Here is a 15,619-nt window from a genome sequence, read left to right as displayed (position 1 = left end):
GAGATATATTTTATGGCTAACAAACGTGAATTCCCTTTGGAAAAAACACGTAACATTGGTATCATGGCCCACATTGATGCCGGTAAGACTACTACTACTGAACGTATTTTGTACTATACTGGTAAAATCCATAAAATTGGTGAAACTCACGAAGGTGATTCACAAATGGACTGGATGGATGAAGAAAAAGAACGTGGTATCACTATTACTTCTGCAGCTACTACTGCTCAATGGAAGGATTACCGTGTTAACATTATCGATACTCCAGGACACGTGGACTTTACTATCGAAGTAGAACGTTCACTTCGTGTTCTTGATGGTGCCGTAACTGTTCTTGATGCTCAAGCAGGTGTAGAACCACAAACTGAAAATGTTTGGCGTCAAGCTGAAACTTACGGTGTTCCTCGTATTGTTTTTGTTAACAAGATGGATAAAATTGGTGCTGACTTTGATAAGTCTGTTAAATCTTTGCATGAACGTTTGAATGCAAATGCTCACGCTGTCCAAATGCCTATTGGTTCTGCTGATACTTTTGAAGGTGTCATTGACTTAATCGACATGGTTGCAGATGTTTATGATGAAGATAAGCTCGGCTCTAAATGGGAAACTATTCCAGTTCCTGATGAATATAAAGAAGAAGCTGAAGCACGTCGTGCTGAATTAATTGAAGCTGTTGCAGATGTTGATGATGCTATCATGGAAAAATACCTTGGTGGTGAAGAAATTTCTAATGATGAATTAAAGGCTGCTATCCGTAAGGCTACTTTGAACTTAGAATTCTTCCCAGTTTATGCTGGTTCAGCATTTAAGAACAAGGGTGTTCAAATGATGCTTGATGGTGTTGTGGACTACCTTCCATCACCACTTGATGTTAAACCTTATGTTGCACATGATCCTAAGACTGGTGACGAAGTTGAACTTATGGCTAATGATAACAAGCCATTTGCTGCTTTGGCATTTAAGATTGCAACTGATCCATTTGTTGGACGTTTAACTTTCATTCGTGTTTACACTGGTACTCTTCAATCTGGTTCATATGTTTTGAACGCATCTAAGAACTCACGTGAACGTGTAGGTCGTTTGCTTCAAATGCACGCTAACTCAAGAACTGAAATTCCAGAAGTATTCTCAGGTGATATTGCTGGTGCTATTGGTTTGAAGAATACTACTACTGGGGATTCTTTAACTGATCCAGATCATCCACTTATTTTGGAAAGTTTACAAGTTCCAGATCCAGTTATCCAAGTTTCTGTTGAACCAGAATCTAAAGCTGATCGTGATAAGATGGATGTGGCTTTACAAAAGCTTACTGAAGAAGATCCGACTTTCCGTGCAGAAACTAATCCAGAAACTGGTCAAACTTTAATTTCTGGTATGGGTGAATTACACTTAGATATCATGGTTGAACGTATGAAGCGTGAATTCAACGTTGCAGCTAAGATTGGTAAGCCACAAGTTGCTTACCGTGAAACTTTCACTAAGCCAGCACAAGCACAAGGTAAGTTTGTTCGTCAATCTGGTGGTAAAGGTCAATATGGTGATGTTTGGGTAGAATTTACTCCAAACGAAGAAGGTAAAGGCTACGAATTTGAAGACGCTATCGTTGGTGGTGTAGTTCCTCGTGAATTTATTCCTTCAGTTGATCAAGGTTTACAAGAAGCTATGAAGAATGGTGTTCTTGCAGGTTACCCATTGATTGATGTTAAAGCTAAGCTTTACGATGGTAGTTACCACGAAGTTGACTCATCTGAAGCTGCATTCAAGGTAGCTGCATCTCTTGCATTAAAGAATGCTGCATCTAAGGCTGGCGCAGTGGTATTGGAACCTATTATGAAGGTTCAAGTAACCACTCCAGAAGAATACTTAGGTGATGTAATGGGCTCACTTACTGCTCGTCGTGGTACTATGGAAGGTATGGAAGATAGAGCTGGTGCTAAGATTATCAACTCATTTGTTCCACTTTCAGAAATGTTTGGTTACGCAACCACTTTACGTTCATCAACACAAGGTCGTGGTACATTTACTATGGTATTTGACCACTACTCACCAACTCCTAAATCAATTCAAGAAGAAATTATTAAGGAACGCGGTGGCAATAACAACGCTGAATAATATGCGTTAAAAGGTATCAGGTTAACTGATGCCTTTTTTGTATGTATTTATTTATTTGATTCAAAAAACGAATTTAATTAATTTTGTTAAAAACCTTGATATTTAAAGGAATACCCAGTACAATATAAAACGTGCGATTTGAAAGGGTAGAGTATACTCTTGCACAAGTTATATGCTTTGACGCAAAAGGTTGCGGCACACCAGGCTGCATTGCCACAGAGGTGGTCGGTAATTTTTGCTGAGCTAGTCATCTTTAAAAGAAGACGAAGGAGGTTATTAGATGGCAAGTCAACAAATTCGTATTAGATTAAAGTCTTACGAACATGGTATTCTCGATGAATCAGCTGCTAAAATTGTAGCAACTGCGCAAAGAACTGGTGCAGAAATTTCAGGTCCAGTTCCATTGCCTACTGAAAGAACTTTGTTCACTGTTTTACGTTCCCCACATAAGAACAAGGATTCACGTGAACAATTTGAAATTCGTACACACAAGCGTTTAATTGATATTTTGAATCCAACACCTAAGACTGTTGATTCATTAATGAAGCTTGATCTTCCAAGTGGCGTAGATATCGAGATTAAATTATAATAGTAAAATAAATATGGAGGTGTAATCATGACCAAAGGAATCTTAGGAAAAAAGGTCGGTATGACTCAAATCTTCACTGAAAATGGTGTTTTGGTTCCTGTAACTGTTGTTGAAGCAACCCCTAACGTGGTTTTACAAGTTAAGACCAACGAATCAGATGGTTACGAAGCAGTTCAAGTAGGTTACCAAGATATGCGTGAAGTATTGAGTAACAAGCCAGCCAAAGGTCATGCTGCAAAGGCAAAGACTTCACCTAAGCGCTTCATTCGAGAAATCCGCGATGTAGAGCTTAAGGACTATGAAGTCGGCTCAGAAATCACGGTGGACTCATTTAGTGAAGGTGACGTTGTTGACGTTACTGGAACTTCAAAGGGTCATGGTACTCAAGGTAATATCAAGCGTTGGGGCCAATCAAGAGGTCCTGAAACTCACGGTTCAAGATACCACAGAGTCGCAGGTTCTATGGGTTCAATCATTAACCGTGTACCTAAGGGTAAGAGATTACCTGGTCACATGGGTGGCAAGACAGTCACTGTTCAAAACTTAGTAATCGAAAAAGTTGTACCAGAAAAGAATGTATTACTTATTAAGGGTAACGTTCCAGGTGCAAAGAATTCATTAATTTTTGTTAAGTCTGCTGTAAAGGCTGCTAAATAGGAAGGAGGACTATAATGGCTAATTTGCAAGTTATCGATCAAAAAGGTAAATCAGCTGGTAATGTTGATTTAAATGAAGAAATCTTCGGCATTGAACCTAACGAAAGTGTTGTTTTTGATGCTATTATTAGACAAAGAGCCGGCATGCGCCAAGGTACTTCTGCTGTAAAGAATAGATCAGCTGTTCGTGGTGGTGGTAAGAAACCTTGGAGACAAAAGGGTACTGGTCGTGCTCGTCAAGGTTCCATTAGAGCACCACAATGGCGTGGTGGTGGTACTGTATTTGGTCCTACTCCACGTTCATACAAGATGAGTATGCCACGTAAGGCACGTCGTTTAGCTATGAAGTCAGTTCTTTCCCAAAAAGTTGCTGACAATGAATTGGTTATTCTTGATCAATTAACTTTAGCTGCACCTAAGACTAAGGATTTGTTAGCTATTTTAGATAGTGCAAATATTACTGGTAAGGTGTTAGTAGTTTCTGATGATAAGAATGTTCAATTATCAGGTAAGAACCTTCCAAAGGTTAAAGTAGTTCCTGTAAACGGCTTAAATGTTGTTGATGTAGTTAACTACGATAAACTTGTATTAACTCAAGACGCTATTAAGAGAATTGAGGAGGTTTTGGCATAATGGATGCACACGATATCATCTTACGTCCCGTTATAACCGAAAAGTCAATGGATTTAATGGATGATAACAAGTACACTTTTGATGTCCTTGTGTCAGCTACCAAGACTCAAGTTCGTAATGCTATTGAAGAAATTTTTGACGTAAAAGTTAAAAAAGTTAACATTATGAACGTTCGTGGAAAAGAAAAGAGAGTCGGCCGTTATACTGGTAAGACTGCTCGTCGTAGAAAAGCAATCGTTACTTTAACTGAAGATTCAAATGCAATTAAGATCTTCAATGACAATAACGAAACTAAAGAAGATAAGTAATTAGGAGGTCAGTCAATTGGCAATTATTAAATATAAGCCAACCACAAACGGCAGACGTAATATGACTTCTTCTGACTTTGCTGAAATCACTAAGAGTAAGCCTGAAAAGACTTTACTTGAATCACAAAGTAAGACTGCTGGTCGTAACTCTTACGGTCGTATTACTGTTAGACACCGTGGTGGTGGTCATAAGCAAAAGTACCGTATTATTGACTTCAAGCGTAATAAAGATGATGTACATGCAGTAGTTAAAGCAATCGAATATGATCCAAATAGAACTGCTAACATCGCTCTTCTTCACTACACTGATGGTATTAAGGCTTACATTTTAGCTCCAAAGGGCTTAAAAGTTGGCGATATTGTTGAATCTGGTGCAGATGCAGATATTAAACCTGGTAATGCATTACCATTGTCAGCTATTCCTGCAGGTACTGAAATTCACAATATTGAACTTAAACCAGGTAAGGGTGGACAATTAGTAAGAAGTGCTGGTACTGTTGCTCAAGTTCTTGGTTTTGATGGCAAGTACGCTTTAGTAAGATTACAAAGTGGTGAAGTTCGTAAGATTTTATCAGCTTGCCGTGCTACTATTGGTTCTGTTGGTAATGAACAACACTCATTAATCCAATTAGGTAAAGCTGGTCGTAAACGTTGGTTAGGTAAGCGTCCACAATCTCGTGGTTCTGTAATGAACCCTAACGATCACCCACATGGTGGTGGTGAAGGTAAAGCTCCAGTTGGTCGCCCACAACCTATGACTCCATGGGGTAAAAAGGCTCGTGGTATCAAGACTAGAAACTCTAAGGCTAGAAGTGAAAAGCTTATTATTCGTCACCGTAAGGGTAACAAATAGTTAAACAAAAGGAGGTTAATTAATGAGCCGTAGTATTAAAAAAGGTCCTTTCGCAGATGAAAGCCTTTTAAAGAAGATCGAAGCCCAAGAAGGCTCCGAAAAGAAGCAAGTAATTAAAACCTGGTCCCGTCGTTCAACTATTTTCCCTTCCTTTGTTGGTTACACAATAGCTGTATACGATGGCAGAAAGCATGTGCCAGTTTATGTTACTGAAGATATGGTTGGTCACAAGTTAGGTGAATTTGTACCTACTAGAACTTTCCGTGGCCACAAGGCTGCTGATAAGGCAACTACTACTAAATAAGAAAGGAGAAACATATAAATGGCAGAACAAATTAGTTCAGCTAGAGCTGAAGCAAGAACTGTTCGCATCGCTCCTAGAAAAGCCCGCTTGGTTGTAGACCTTATTCGCGGTAAGAGTGTTGCTGAAGCATTAGCTATCTTAGAATTTACGCCAAGAGCTGCTTCCCCAATCGTTGAAAAAGTTTTGAAATCAGCAATTGCTAACGCAGAACATAATTACGATCTTGAAAGTGCAAACCTATACGTATCTGAAGCATACGTAAATGAAGGCGCAACTTTAAAGAGATTTCGTCCACGTGCTAAAGGTATGGCTTCTCCAATTAATAAGAGAACCAGCCACGTAGTCGTTGTAGTTTCTGAGAAGAACGATTAAGGGAGGTAAATTTAATGGGTCAAAAGATTAACCCAAATGGTTTCCGTCTCGGTGTTAACCGTGATTGGGAAGCAAAGTGGTATGCAGACAAAGATTACGCTGACACTTTAAATGAAGATTTACGTATTAGAAAGTTCATCTCTGAAAAGTTAGCTGACGCTTCTGTTTCCACTGTTGAAATTGAACGTGCTGCAAATAGAATTAATATTTCTATTCATACTGCTAAGCCTGGTATGGTTATTGGTAAAGGTGGTAAGGAAGTTGAAGCTTTAAGAAAGCAACTTAACGCCTTAACCAAGAAGAACGTTCACATTAATATCGTTGAAATTAAAAAGCCTGATTTAGATGCAAAATTAGTTGGTGAAAGTATTGCTCGTCAATTAGAAGCAAGAATTGCTTTCAGACGTGCTACTCGTCAAGCAACTCAAAGATCTATGCGTTCAGGTGCTAAAGGTATTAAGGTACAAACTGCAGGTCGTTTAAACGGTGCAGATATGGCCAGAAGAGAATGGCACACTGAAGGTAGTGTCCCACTTCATACTTTGAGAGCAGATATTGATTATGCATGGGTAGAAGCTAACACCACTTATGGTCAAATTGGTGTTAAGGTTTGGATTAACCGTGGCGAAATTTTACCACAACGTAAAAACAAGCCTGCTTCTAAGAAAGCGAAGGGAGGAAACCAATAGTGTTAGTACCTAAGCGTGTAAAGCACCGTCGTGAATTCCGCGGTAAGATGCGTGGTGAAGCCAAGGGTGGTAAGACCATTGCATTTGGTGAATATGGTTTACAAGCTGTTGAATCTCACTGGATTACCAACAGACAAATCGAAGCTGCACGTATTGCCATGACTCGTTACATGAAGCGTGGTGGTCGTGTTTGGATTAAAATCTTCCCACAAAAATCCTACACTGCTAAAGGTGTTGGTGTTCGTATGGGTTCCGGTAAAGGTGCTCCAGCAGGTTGGGTAGCTGTTGTTAAAAGAGGTAAGATTATGTTTGAAATTGGCGGCGTTTCAGAAGATGTCGCTCGTGAAGCATTAAGACTTGCATCTAACAAGCTCCCAATCAAGACTAAGTTTGTTAAGAAGAGTTCGGAAGTAGGTGGCGAATCTAATGAAGGCTAAGGATATCAGAGCATTAACCACTGATCAAATGTTAGAAAAGGAAAAGCAATATAAAGAAGAACTCTTTAATTTGCGTTTCCAACAAGCAACGGGTCAATTAGAGAACACCGCTCGCTTGAGACAAGTCCGCAAAAATATTGCCAGAATTAAGACTATTCTGAGCGAAAACGAATTAAGTAAGAATTAGTGATGGAAGGGAGTTATTAACTTGAGCGAAACTAACGAAAGAAACCGTCGTCACGTATACCAAGGTCGCGTTGTTTCTGACAAGATGGACAAGACTATCACAGTTGTTGTTGATACTTACAAGAACCACCCTGTTTATAAGAAGCGTATCAAGTATTCTAAGAAATACTACGCTCACGATGAAAACAACGAAGCTAAGATTGGCGATACTGTTCGTATCATGGAAACTCGTCCATTATCACATGCGAAGCGTTACCGTCTTACTAAGATTGTTAAGAAGTCCATTTAATTACGCGGATTTTATTGAGGGGAGGATATACTAGTGATCCAACACGAAAGCCGTTTAAAGGTTGCTGACAACTCCGGTGCAAGAGAACTCCTAGTTATCAAAGTTTTAGGTGGTTCTAAGCGTAAGACCGGTAATATTGGTGATATTGTAGTCTGTGCTGTTAAACAAGCAACACCAGGTGGCGTTGTCAAAAAAGGTGACGTTGTCAAGGCAGTTATTGTTAGAACAAAATCAGGTGCACGTCGTGAAGATGGCTCATACATTAAGTTCGATGAAAATGCAGCTGTTGTAATTAACGCTGATAAGAGTCCTCGTGGAACTCGTATTTTTGGGCCAGTTGCCCGTGAACTGCGTGAGCACGATTTTATGAAGATCGTATCTCTTGCTCCTGAAGTATTGTAGAAGTTTTAGGGAGGTGCACTGATGTTTGTTAAAACAGGTGACAAAGTAAAGGTTATTGCCGGTAAAGACAAGGGCAAGGAAGGCACTGTTCTTTCAGTCAACGCCAAAACTAACCGTGTCGTTGTCAAAGGTATCAACAAAATCAAGAAGCACGTTAAGCCTTCACAAACTAACGCTAATGGTGGCGTAGTTGAAGAAGAAGGTTCAATTCATGCTTCAAACGTAAAAGTAATTGCAAAAGCAAATAGTAAAGAAGAAAAGAAGTAGGGAGGAGGACATAAATGGCAAATCGTTTAGTTGAAAAGTATTCAAAAGAAATTGCTCCAGCTTTGAACGAAAAGTTTGATTACAAATCTGTAATGCAAATTCCTAAGATTGACAAGATTGTATTAAACATGGGTGTTGGTGATGCTGTTTCCAACGCAAAAAATCTTGATGAAGCTGTTGAAGAATTAACTTTAATTTCTGGTCAAAAACCTTTAATCACTAAAGCAAAGAAATCTATTGCTAACTTCCGTTTGCGTGAAGGTATGGCTATCGGTGCTAAGGTAACTCTTAGAGGCGATAGAATGTACGATTTCTTAGATAAGTTAATCAACGTTTCTCTTCCTCGTGTTCGTGACTTCCGTGGTGTAAGTTCAAGATCTTTTGATGGTCGTGGTAACTACACTTTAGGTATCAAGGAACAATTGATTTTCCCAGAAATCGATTATGACAAGGTAAACCGCGTAAGAGGTTTGGACGTTGTTATTGTAACTACTGCCAATACTGATGAAGAAGCTCGTGAACTTCTTGCAGATTTTGGTATGCCGTTTGCTAAATAATTTGGAGGACAATTAATGGCTAAAACATCACAAATCGTCAGAAATCATCGTCCTGCTAAGTTCTCATCTCGTGAATACACTCGTTGCGAAAGATGTGGTCGTCCACACTCTGTTTACCGCAAGTTTAAGTTATGCCGTATTTGCTTAAAAGACTTAGCACACAAGGGTCAAATCCCTGGTCTTAAAAAGGCAAGTTGGTAATTAACGGTAAAGGAGGCAAAATTAAATGGTCATGACAGATCCGATTGCAGACTACTTAACTAGAATCAGAAATGCTAACATGGCAAGACATGATTCAGTTGAAATTCCTGCATCATCAATGAAAAAAGCACTTAGTGAGATCTTAAAGCAAGAAGGCTTCATTCGTGATTACCAAGTTGAAGAAGACAATAAACAAGGTATGATTAAAGTTTTCTTGAAATACGGTCCAAATAATGAACGTGTTATTTCTGGTTTAAAGCGTATTTCAAAACCTGGTTTAAGAAATTATGTTAGTGCAGAAAACTTGCCAAAGGTTCTTAATGGTCTTGGCATTGCCATCATTTCTACTTCTGCTGGTGTAATTACCGATAAAGAAGCTAGAGAAAAGAACGTCGGCGGCGAAGTTATTGCCTACGTTTGGTAATATTTGACAGAAAGGAGAACTACTAATGAGCCGAATTGGTTTAAAGGTCATCAATGTTCCTGAAGGTGTCACTGTTACCAAAAATGGTGATGATATCACTGTAAAGGGACCTAAGGGTGAACTTACTAGATACTTTGATCCACGTATTACCTTTGAACAAAACGATGGTGAAATTCATTTTTCACGTTCCAGTGAATCTGATAAAGCTCTTCATGGTACTGAAAGAGCAAACCTTGCATCAATGATCGAAGGTGTAACTAATGGTTACGTTAAGAAGTTAACTTTAGTCGGTGTTGGTTACCGTGCAGTTGCTCAAGGCAGCAAGTTAACTTTAAACGTTGGTTACTCACATCCAGTTGTATTTGAAGCACCTAAGGGTATTACTGTTAAAACCCCATCAGCAACTTCAGTTGAAATTGAAGGTATTTCAAAACAAGCTGTAGGTCAATTTGCGGCAGAAATTCGTGATGTTCGTCCACCAGAACCTTACAAGGGTAAAGGTATTCGTTACGAAGACGAACAAGTACGTCGCAAAGAAGGTAAAACTGGTAAATAATAAATAGAAAATTTTTGAGGTGAAATTGTGATTTCAAAACCAGATAAAAACAAATTACGCTTAAAGCGTCATAAACGTATTCGTGGTAAAATTTCTGGTACTGCTGAGCGCCCACGCTTAAGTGTTTATCGTTCAAACAAAAACATCTACGCTCAATTAATTGATGACGTAGAGGGTGTAACGCTTGCAAGTGCCTCAACAAATGATAAAGCTATCTCAGCTGAAGGTTCTAAGATGGAACAAGCAGCTCAAGTTGGTAAAGCTTTAGCAGAAGCAGCAGCAAAGAAGAATATTAAGGCTGTAGTATTCGATAGAAGTGGTTACCTTTACCATGGTCGTATCGAAGCTCTTGCTGATGCAGCTCGTGAAAACGGATTAGAATTCTAGGAAAGGAGAATTAACTAATGGCAAACCGCAACGATTCTCGTAGAGATTCTCGCAAAGATCGTAAGAAAGACGATATTGAAGATCAATTAGTAGCAATCAACCGAATCACCAAAGTTGTTAAGGGTGGTCGTCGCATGAGATTTGCTGCCGTTGTTATTGTCGGCGACAAAAAAGGTCATGTAGGTTTTGGTACTGGTAAAGCTCAAGAAGTCCCAGAAGCTATCCGTAAGGCAGTTGAAGCTGGTAAAAAGAACATGATCAAGGTACCAGTTGTAGGTAGTACTATTCCTCATGAAGTCATTGGACACTATGGCTCAGGAAACATCATGTTGAAGCCAGCCGAAGCAGGTTCCGGAGTTGCAGCTGGTGGTGCCGTTCGTATCATCATGGACTTAGCTGGTATTGCAGATGTAACTTCTAAGTCTCTTGGTTCAAACACACCTATCAATGTAATCCGTGCTACTATGGACGGTTTGAAGAAGTTAAAGACTCGTGAAGATGTATTAAAGCTTCGTGAATCTGCAAAGAGCTTAGAAGATTAAGGAGATAGATAAATGACTGATTTAAAAGTTACCTTAATTAAAAGCGTTGCACACCGTCTACCAAAGCAAAGAAAGATCGTTAAGGCTCTTGGCCTTGGTAAGGTAAACAGTACTGTTGTTCTTCCAGACAACGCTGCTACTCGTGGCGCTTTACTGAAGATTGCACACCTAATCTCAGTTGAAGAGGTTAATAAGTAATATATAAAGAATCCAAGGAGGTGCCCGAACTAATGAAGCTTAATGAATTGAAGCCAGCTACTGGTTCACGTCGTAGTAGAAAACGTGTTGGCCGTGGTACGTCAAGTGGTTACGGTAAAACTGCAGGTCGTGGTCAAAAGGGTCAATTAGCTCGTACTGGTGGTAAGACTCGTTTAGGTTTTGAAGGTGGTCAAATGCCATTATTCAGAAGAATGCCTAAGCGTGGTTTTAAAAATGTTAACCGTAAAGAATATGCTATTATTAATTTAGAAGACTTAAACAGATTTGAAGATGGTAGTGAAGTAACTATTGAAACTTTGAAATCTGCTGGTCTTGTTAAAAAAGAACTTGCAGGAGTTAAGTTGTTAGCTAACGGTGAATTAAATACTAAGTTAACTGTGAAAGTTAATAAAGTTTCTGAAGCTGCTAAAAAGGCAGTTGAAGCCGCTGGCGGAACTGTTGAGGTGATTTAATGCTCTCAACCTTGAAGAACGCCTTCAAGGATAAGGAAATAAGAAGTAAAATCTTTTTTACACTCTTTATCCTCTTGCTATATCGCATTGGTGCTAATATTACAGTACCAGGTGTAAATGCAAAAGCAATCACAAAGGTAGCACAAACTGGCCTTGTTCCTATGTTGGATACTGTTAGTGGTGGTGGGTTAGATAACTACTCAATTTTTTCTCTGGGTGTTTCACCATACATAACGGCCCAAATCGTTATTCAATTATTACAAATGGATATTGTTCCTAAACTTGTTGAATGGGGAAAGCAAGGGGAAGTTGGTCGTCGTAAGACTAATCAGGTAACTCGTTACTTAGCATTAGCTGTTGCTTTTGTTCAGAGTATCGGGATTACATTAGGTTTCAATGTATTAACTCAAATGGGTTTGGTTAAAAATCAAACTCCCCAGACATATATTGAAATTGCTATTATAATGACAGCTGGTACAATGCTACTTACCTGGCTAGGTGATGAAATTACCGATAAAGGCCTTGGTAATGGAGTATCTGTAATAATTTTTGCAGGTATTATTGCTCGCCTACCAAATGGTATTTATCAGTTGTTTAAAGATATGATTATCAATAATAGCCCTAGTGATCGTTGGCAAGGAATTTTGTTCTTCATTGCGGTCATTATCGCCATTTTAGTGGTAACGCAATTTGTTACCTGGTTCCAACAAGCTGATTTACGTGTGCCAATTCAATATACACGTAGAGCAGTTACAAGTGGCTCCGAAAGTTTCCTACCTTTAAAGGTTAATGTTTCTGGAGTTATTCCAGTTATTTTTGCCAGTTCCTTTATTGTTACTCCGGCAACAATCTTAATGGCCTTTCAAAGAACTCATGGTGATGAACAATGGTTTAAGATTTGCAGCCAAATTTTTAGTTTGCAAACAACACCTGGAGCATTAATTTATACTCTATTAATTGTTTTATTTACTTTCTTCTATGCCTTTGTTCAAGTAAATCCTGAGAAACTTTCTGAAAACTTACAAAAGCAGGGTGCATATATTCCAAGTGTTTGGCCAGGTAAAGATACGCAACAGTATGTATCTAGAATATTAATTCGATTATCTACTGTAGGTTCTGTATTTTTAGGTTTAGTTGCTTTACTTCCACAGTTAGCTACAAATATTTGGGGATTGCCTAGTTCGATTGGATTAGGTGGTACCAGTCTTTTAATTGTTATTGGTGTTGTCTTAGAGCTTGCTCGTCAAGTTGATGGGTTGCTTATGAAGCGCGAATATGTTGGTTTTATTAGATAGGATTATAAATGATTAATTTAATTCTGTTAGGTCTGCCGGGTGCAGGCAAAGGAACAGCTTCTGAAAGAATTGTTGATAAGTATCATCTAGCACATATTTCTACTGGAGATATGTTTAGAGAAGCTATGGCTAATAAGACTCCTGTAGGTCTTGAAGCCAAGAGTTACATTGATAAAGGTAATTTGGTTCCGGACGAAGTAACTGCTAAGTTAGTAGAAGAAAGACTTCAACAACCAGATACTGAAAAAGGATTTATTTTAGATGGTTTTCCAAGAACTACAGTTCAAGCTGAACTTCTTGAAGATATCACTAAGAGATTAAATAAACCTTTAACTAACGTTATTGCTATTGATGTGGATGAAGACGTCTTGATCAAACGTCTTTCAGCACGTTACATGTGCAAGAACTGTGGTGCAACATACAACAAAATTTCTAATCCAACAAAAGTTGAGGGAGTTTGTGATCGCTGTGGTGGTCATGAATTTTATCAACGTGAGGATGATAAGCCAGAAGTTGTTAAGAATCGTTTAGAAGTTAACGAAAAGATGAATACCCCTCTTCGTGAATTTTACGAAAAGAAAGGTATTCTAGCTACGGTTGATGGTGAACAACAACCAGATGAAGTTTTTGCTGAAATTGATAAAATTTTGAGTAAAGATTAATTCGATAATTGTTTTTTTCACTTTCCGTGCTATAATTTCTTAAGTGTGACTTATTTGTCAATATGGAGGAACAGTTTTGGCAAAAGAAGATGTCATAGAAGTTGAAGGTAAAGTAGTAGATACTTTACCTAATGCTATGTTCAAAGTTGAATTAGAGAATGGAGCAACAATTTTAGCTCATGTTTCTGGTAAAATTAGAATGCATTATATTCGTATTTTACCTGGAGATCGTGTAACAGTTGAATTGTCTCCATATGATTTAACTAAGGGTAGGATTACGTATCGTTTTATCAAGTAATTACGGAGGCAAACATGAAAGTTAGACCATCTGTTAAGCCAATGTGTGAACATTGCAAGATTATCAAAAGACATGGTCGTGTTATGGTGATTTGCTCTGCAAACCCTAAGCACAAACAACGTCAAGGTTAGTATTTTTAAAATAGGAGGTGCAATAAATGGCACGTATTGCTGGTGTTGACTTACCAAGAGGCAAAAGAATTGTTGTCGCTTTGACTTACATTTACGGTATTGGTGAACCAACTGCTAAGAAGATTTGTAAAGATGCTGGTATCTCTGAAGATATTCGTACCAATGATTTAACTCCAGAAGACCAAGAAAAGCTTCGTAGCGAAGTAGATAAGTACCGTGTTGAAGGTGATCTTCGTCGTGAAGTTAGCTTAAACATTAAGCGTTTGGTTGAAATTGGTTCTTACCGTGGTATGCGTCACCGTCGTGGTTTACCAGTTCGTGGTCAAAACACGAAGAATAACGCTCGTACTCGTAAGGGCTCAAAGAAGAGATAATTAATTTTATTAAATAGGAGGTTAAGTTAATGGCTGCAAAGAAAACAGCACGCAAGCGCCGTGTAAAGAAGCATGTCGAAAGCGGTGTTGCACACATTCACTCTACATTCAATAATACCTTGGTCATGATTACTGATGTTCAAGGTAACGCAGTCGCATGGTCTTCCGCTGGTGCTTTAGGATTTAAGGGTAGCCGTAAGTCTACTCCATTCGCAGCTCAAATGGCTGCTGAAGCAGCAGCAAAGACTGCTATGGATCAAGGTATGAAGCATGTTGAAGTTTCTGTTAAAGGCCCTGGTGCAGGTCGTGAAGCTGCAATTAGAGCATTACAAGCAACTGGTCTTGAAATCACTGCTATTCGTGATGTTACACCAGTTCCGCACAACGGTTCCAGACCACCAAAACGTCGTCGTGTCTAGTTTATACCTGCGTGCAGGACATTACGTTTTGAAAGGGGCCCAGTAATGATTGAATTTGAAAAACCAAATATTACCGTAGTAGACCAAGAAGAAGAATACGGTAAGTTTGTTGTCGAACCACTGGAACGCGGTTTCGGGACTACTTTAGGTAACTCACTCCGTCGTGTTTTATTAACTTCTATTCCAGGCACGGCACTTTCTTACATTCAAATTGATGGCGTATTACACGAATTTTCGACGATTCCTGGTGTTAGAGAAGACGTCACCAAAATTATCCTTAATTTGAAGAAACTAGAATTAAAGTCACTCTCAGATGAGGAAAAAGTTGTTGAAATAGATGTAAAAGGTCCGGCTGTAGTTACTGCAGCTGATTTGAAAGTCGATTCTGATGTTGAGGTCTTAAATCCTGATCAATACATCTGTAGTATTGCAGAGGGTGGCCATTTGCACATGAACGTTGCGATCAAAGAAGGTCGTGGTTATGTTCCCGCAAGTGAAAACAAGACAGATGACATGCCAATTGGTGTCATCCCAGTCGATTCATTATTCTCTCCAATTAAGAAAGTTAACTATCAAGTAGAGAGCGCTCGTGTTGGTAAGAGAGATGATTTCGATAAATTAACTTTAGAAATTTGGACTAATGGTTCAATTACACCTAATGATGCACTTAGTTTTGCTGCTAAGATTCTTGTAGAACACTTTAAAGTATTTATGTCTACTGATATGGATGCTAAGTTAGATGACGTTATGGTTGAAAAAGAAGACGACCAAAACGAAAAGAAACTTGAAATGACAATCGAAGAATTAGATTTGTCAGTTCGTTCCTACAATTGTCTAAAGCGTGCAGGTATCAACACTGTTCAAGAATTAACTGATAAGTCTGAAGCAGATATGATGCGTGTAAGAAACTTGGGACGTAAGTCATTGGAAGAAATAAAGAATAAGCTTGCCGATCTTGGTCTTTCATTTCGTCAAGAAGATTAAGATGGATTAATAAGGAGGGAA

General features: G+C 38.8%; 29 protein-coding genes. All 29 read left to right on the top strand.

Translation table 11 applies throughout. The annotated features are described in order from the left end of the window. Positions 1-12 precede the first annotated feature (12 nt). The 29 genes from fusA (at position 13) to HDR40_RS04350 (ending at position 15,598) form a co-directional block, all read left to right on the top strand. The gene (gene fusA / locus HDR40_RS04490) at positions 13-2,112 is read left to right on the top strand and encodes an elongation factor G (RefSeq protein ID WP_290626966.1); all 2,100 of its coding nucleotides are present in this window, start codon (positions 13-15) and stop codon (positions 2,110-2,112) included. 280 nt (positions 2,113-2,392) lie between these two features. Next, entirely contained in the window at positions 2,393-2,701 is a 309-nt protein-coding gene (rpsJ, locus tag HDR40_RS04485; RefSeq protein WP_008469934.1) for a 30S ribosomal protein S10, read from the top strand. Positions 2,702-2,728: 27 nt separating this feature from the next. Then, positions 2,729-3,358 (top strand): 50S ribosomal protein L3, encoded by a 630-nt coding sequence (gene rplC, locus HDR40_RS04480; RefSeq protein ID WP_290626964.1) that lies wholly within the window; start codon positions 2,729-2,731, stop codon positions 3,356-3,358. A gap of 14 nt (positions 3,359-3,372) precedes the next feature. Next, on the top strand, positions 3,373-3,990 hold the full coding sequence (rplD, locus tag HDR40_RS04475; protein WP_290626962.1) for a 50S ribosomal protein L4: 618 nt from the start codon (positions 3,373-3,375) through the stop codon (positions 3,988-3,990). Then, positions 3,990-4,298, top strand: coding sequence for a 50S ribosomal protein L23 (rplW, locus tag HDR40_RS04470; RefSeq protein ID WP_290626960.1), 309 nt, complete (start codon positions 3,990-3,992; stop codon positions 4,296-4,298). The genes rplD and rplW overlap by 1 nt, the downstream gene beginning before the upstream one ends. A 16-nt stretch (positions 4,299-4,314) precedes the next feature. Then, a complete protein-coding gene (gene rplB, locus HDR40_RS04465; RefSeq protein WP_290626958.1) occupies positions 4,315-5,151 on the top strand; it encodes a 50S ribosomal protein L2 in 837 nt (278 codons plus the stop codon). Between the two features lie 22 nt (positions 5,152-5,173). After that, complete coding sequence (gene rpsS, locus HDR40_RS04460) at positions 5,174-5,455, top strand: 30S ribosomal protein S19 (protein WP_290626956.1); 282 nt, start codon at positions 5,174-5,176, stop codon at positions 5,453-5,455. Positions 5,456-5,473: 18 nt separating this feature from the next. Then, positions 5,474-5,827 (top strand): 50S ribosomal protein L22, encoded by a 354-nt coding sequence (gene rplV, locus HDR40_RS04455; protein WP_290626954.1) that lies wholly within the window; start codon positions 5,474-5,476, stop codon positions 5,825-5,827. Between the two features lie 14 nt (positions 5,828-5,841). After that, the gene (rpsC, locus tag HDR40_RS04450) at positions 5,842-6,516 is read left to right on the top strand and encodes a 30S ribosomal protein S3 (protein ID WP_290626952.1); all 675 of its coding nucleotides are present in this window, start codon (positions 5,842-5,844) and stop codon (positions 6,514-6,516) included. Beyond that, complete coding sequence (rplP, locus tag HDR40_RS04445) at positions 6,516-6,953, top strand: 50S ribosomal protein L16 (protein ID WP_290626950.1); 438 nt, start codon at positions 6,516-6,518, stop codon at positions 6,951-6,953. The genes rpsC and rplP overlap by 1 nt, the downstream gene beginning before the upstream one ends. After that, positions 6,943-7,140 (top strand): 50S ribosomal protein L29, encoded by a 198-nt coding sequence (gene rpmC / locus HDR40_RS04440; RefSeq protein WP_209685907.1) that lies wholly within the window; start codon positions 6,943-6,945, stop codon positions 7,138-7,140. The genes rplP and rpmC overlap by 11 nt, the downstream gene beginning before the upstream one ends. A 21-nt stretch (positions 7,141-7,161) precedes the next feature. Beyond that, positions 7,162-7,428, top strand: a complete 267-nt coding sequence (gene rpsQ / locus HDR40_RS04435; protein ID WP_209685905.1) for a 30S ribosomal protein S17 — start codon at positions 7,162-7,164, stop codon at positions 7,426-7,428. A 33-nt stretch (positions 7,429-7,461) separates the two neighbouring features. Next, positions 7,462-7,830 carry a 50S ribosomal protein L14 gene (gene rplN / locus HDR40_RS04430; protein ID WP_209685902.1) on the top strand — a complete coding sequence of 123 codons (369 nt, stop codon included), beginning with the start codon at positions 7,462-7,464 and terminating at the stop codon, positions 7,828-7,830. 21 nt (positions 7,831-7,851) lie between these two features. After that, a complete protein-coding gene (gene rplX, locus HDR40_RS04425) occupies positions 7,852-8,097 on the top strand; it encodes a 50S ribosomal protein L24 (protein WP_290626946.1) in 246 nt (81 codons plus the stop codon). Positions 8,098-8,111: 14 nt separating this feature from the next. Next, entirely contained in the window at positions 8,112-8,654 is a 543-nt protein-coding gene (gene rplE, locus HDR40_RS04420; protein WP_290626944.1) for a 50S ribosomal protein L5, read from the top strand. A 15-nt stretch (positions 8,655-8,669) separates the two neighbouring features. Beyond that, positions 8,670-8,855 (top strand): type Z 30S ribosomal protein S14, encoded by a 186-nt coding sequence (locus tag HDR40_RS04415; RefSeq protein ID WP_006729422.1) that lies wholly within the window; start codon positions 8,670-8,672, stop codon positions 8,853-8,855. A 25-nt stretch (positions 8,856-8,880) separates the two neighbouring features. Beyond that, complete coding sequence (gene rpsH, locus HDR40_RS04410; protein ID WP_290626926.1) at positions 8,881-9,279, top strand: 30S ribosomal protein S8; 399 nt, start codon at positions 8,881-8,883, stop codon at positions 9,277-9,279. Positions 9,280-9,304: 25 nt separating this feature from the next. After that, on the top strand, positions 9,305-9,835 hold the full coding sequence (gene rplF, locus HDR40_RS04405) for a 50S ribosomal protein L6 (protein ID WP_290626924.1): 531 nt from the start codon (positions 9,305-9,307) through the stop codon (positions 9,833-9,835). Positions 9,836-9,862: 27 nt separating this feature from the next. Continuing rightward, positions 9,863-10,222 (top strand): 50S ribosomal protein L18, encoded by a 360-nt coding sequence (rplR, locus tag HDR40_RS04400; RefSeq protein WP_290626922.1) that lies wholly within the window; start codon positions 9,863-9,865, stop codon positions 10,220-10,222. A gap of 17 nt (positions 10,223-10,239) precedes the next feature. Beyond that, positions 10,240-10,764, top strand: coding sequence for a 30S ribosomal protein S5 (gene rpsE / locus HDR40_RS04395; protein WP_290626921.1), 525 nt, complete (start codon positions 10,240-10,242; stop codon positions 10,762-10,764). Positions 10,765-10,776: 12 nt separating this feature from the next. Then, entirely contained in the window at positions 10,777-10,962 is a 186-nt protein-coding gene (gene rpmD / locus HDR40_RS04390; RefSeq protein ID WP_290626919.1) for a 50S ribosomal protein L30, read from the top strand. A gap of 32 nt (positions 10,963-10,994) precedes the next feature. Next, complete coding sequence (gene rplO, locus HDR40_RS04385; RefSeq protein ID WP_290626917.1) at positions 10,995-11,435, top strand: 50S ribosomal protein L15; 441 nt, start codon at positions 10,995-10,997, stop codon at positions 11,433-11,435. Further along, the gene (secY, locus tag HDR40_RS04380; protein WP_290626915.1) at positions 11,435-12,730 is read left to right on the top strand and encodes a preprotein translocase subunit SecY; all 1,296 of its coding nucleotides are present in this window, start codon (positions 11,435-11,437) and stop codon (positions 12,728-12,730) included. Before rplO ends, secY begins: the two co-directional genes overlap by 1 nt. A gap of 8 nt (positions 12,731-12,738) precedes the next feature. Then, positions 12,739-13,392, top strand: a complete 654-nt coding sequence (locus HDR40_RS04375) for an adenylate kinase (protein WP_290626913.1) — start codon at positions 12,739-12,741, stop codon at positions 13,390-13,392. A 76-nt stretch (positions 13,393-13,468) separates the two neighbouring features. Further along, the gene (gene infA / locus HDR40_RS04370; RefSeq protein ID WP_003647816.1) at positions 13,469-13,690 is read left to right on the top strand and encodes a translation initiation factor IF-1; all 222 of its coding nucleotides are present in this window, start codon (positions 13,469-13,471) and stop codon (positions 13,688-13,690) included. A gap of 14 nt (positions 13,691-13,704) precedes the next feature. Continuing rightward, on the top strand, positions 13,705-13,821 hold the full coding sequence (gene rpmJ / locus HDR40_RS04365) for a 50S ribosomal protein L36 (protein ID WP_003647815.1): 117 nt from the start codon (positions 13,705-13,707) through the stop codon (positions 13,819-13,821). 26 nt (positions 13,822-13,847) lie between these two features. Further along, entirely contained in the window at positions 13,848-14,195 is a 348-nt protein-coding gene (rpsM, locus tag HDR40_RS04360) for a 30S ribosomal protein S13 (RefSeq protein WP_209685880.1), read from the top strand. 29 nt (positions 14,196-14,224) lie between these two features. Next, the gene (gene rpsK / locus HDR40_RS04355) at positions 14,225-14,614 is read left to right on the top strand and encodes a 30S ribosomal protein S11 (protein WP_265483465.1); all 390 of its coding nucleotides are present in this window, start codon (positions 14,225-14,227) and stop codon (positions 14,612-14,614) included. Between the two features lie 45 nt (positions 14,615-14,659). Then, positions 14,660-15,598 (top strand): DNA-directed RNA polymerase subunit alpha, encoded by a 939-nt coding sequence (locus HDR40_RS04350; RefSeq protein ID WP_290626835.1) that lies wholly within the window; start codon positions 14,660-14,662, stop codon positions 15,596-15,598. The last annotated feature ends 21 nt before the right edge of the window (positions 15,599-15,619 follow it).

It is taken from the genome of Lactobacillus sp., from assembly GCF_014803895.1.
This window is presented reverse-complemented; position numbering and strand designations above follow the sequence as displayed.